Origin of the sequence: Halorhodospira sp. 9622, from assembly GCF_022228025.1 — a bacterium.
GTDB lineage: Bacteria > Pseudomonadota > Gammaproteobacteria > Nitrococcales > Halorhodospiraceae > Halorhodospira > Halorhodospira halophila_A.
This window is the reverse complement of the sequence record NZ_JAJNRE010000066.1, coordinates 1-1,739: the sequence shown is the minus strand read 5'-3', so window position 1 is coordinate 1,739 and position 1,739 is coordinate 1. Positions and strand designations below refer to the sequence as shown.

Here is a 1,739-nt window from a genome sequence, read left to right as displayed (position 1 = left end):
CCCAGGGCAAAGCCCGCGATGGTGCGCCGCTCGATCTTGCGCTGCTCATCGCCCATCACCCGCTCGAGGTACTCAAGCCAGCTGTGCGGTAGATCCAGGCTCTTCAGCGACGCGCGCTGATAGAGGGCAATCACATCCTGCGGATCCTGTCCGAGCACACGATCCAACAGGGCTATCGCCTCATCAACTCTTCCGGCATCACGCCGCATCCGAGCCTTCAAGACCAGAGCCGGGGCGTGATCCTCACGCATGCCAAGCGCCTTGTCGAGGTAGTGCTCGGCCGCCGCGCGGTCCTCGAGCTTGAGCTGCATGTTCGCCAGGTTGGTGTAGATCCCTGGCGAAGCGCCCCCACGGTGAATCGCTGCCTGGAAGTTTTCGGCGGCCTCCGAGAACTGACCCCGCTTCTCGGCAATCGCGCCGAGCGCGTGCGCGACGTTGATCGATTGCGGGTGCCTCTGGGCAAGGTCCTCGGCGAGCTCCTTGGCGCCATCCAAATCCTCATCGTTAATCAGCCGCTCTAGGCGCTCGCGTATTCGTCGTTTCGGCTCAGCACGCTTGCTCCGTGCGGCCATATCTCCTCCCGATGGTCCACGGTCTACAACATCGGCGACCCCCGCGCAGACGCCCGCGCGAGAGAGCCAACCGAAGTCGCACCATTAAAATGGCCCACCCCGCGAACGAGGTGGGCCCATTTCCGACGAACCTCAGCTTACGAGTTAGACCAGTCCATCGAACTCGAAGTTGTCTGCATGGAGTTCGTCGAACTCACCAGCACCGTCGTAACTCAACGTATCCTCCAGCTCAGCAACGAACTCGGCCGAGGCGATATCATCCACGTCACCGCTGCTGCCAACGGTCAACTTATAGAGATACCCCGTCTCGCTATCGGTACCCCCGTTCCCGTCATGCCCGATGGCGTAATAGGCCTCACCGGCCGAGATATCGGAACTGGAGATCGCCCCGTCAGCAGTATCACCTGCGATATTGGTCAAATCACCGCCACTTAGGTCATCAAAGTCACTCGTGGTCAGTTCGGCAGAATCAACGGTGAAACCGTCATCAATCTGCTGAACCCTCTCAAGGCCGACGTTGCCGTCATCGAGGCGGATCGTGTCACCAAAGTCTCCAGCGGTGCTATTGCCATCATCGAAATTCCTGATGGTCACACCGAAACCATCCGGGACAATCTCGAGCGTCTGCTCGACCGAATCGGAATTGCTGCCGTCATGCAGCGTGATCTCCGACTCCCCACCGGCGAAGTGGATGGTGTCGTAGTGGGCAGCCACAGGACTGTCGCTCGAGGTGGTTGCAATGGCCGTGACATCCAGCTCCGCGTCATCCTCGATGCGGACACTGATCTGGTAGGCGTCCTGGGTAGTGTCGCTGTCACTCCAACCGTACAGCGTCAACTCCTCGTCGGTGCCGCCTTCCAGGACGAGAAGATCAACGTAGGCGTCAGAGGCACTATCGCCGATGCTAGCACCGCTGCCCAGCTGCAGGGTGTCATGCTCATCGGCGTCCCACTGCGAAGTCACCTCCAGCGTCTGATAATCAACCAGCGGGTCGCCGGCAGTATCATTCAGGACGTCAGGCATCCAGTTGCTTTGCCCACCAGCAGCACTAATGCCGTCCTGCACGATGGCCTCGTAGGAGTCACTGACGTTCACATCCGAATCGGATGCCAGCGCCCCGGCATCGACACCGTCGGTAACTTGATCGACGCTAAGCGACCAGACGAC

The 1,739-nt window shown here is 60.1% G+C and carries 2 protein-coding genes; both read right to left on the bottom strand.

Annotated elements, in window-relative coordinates; genetic code table 11:
* Positions 1-572, bottom strand: a 572-nt coding sequence (locus tag LRG07_RS13555; RefSeq protein ID WP_238642717.1) for a tetratricopeptide repeat protein, incomplete at its 3' end; no start/stop codon positions are given.
* A gap of 144 nt (positions 573-716) precedes the next feature.
* Positions 717-1,739: hypothetical protein (locus LRG07_RS13550; protein ID WP_238642715.1), on the bottom strand; the 1,023-nt coding region annotated here is incomplete at its 5' end.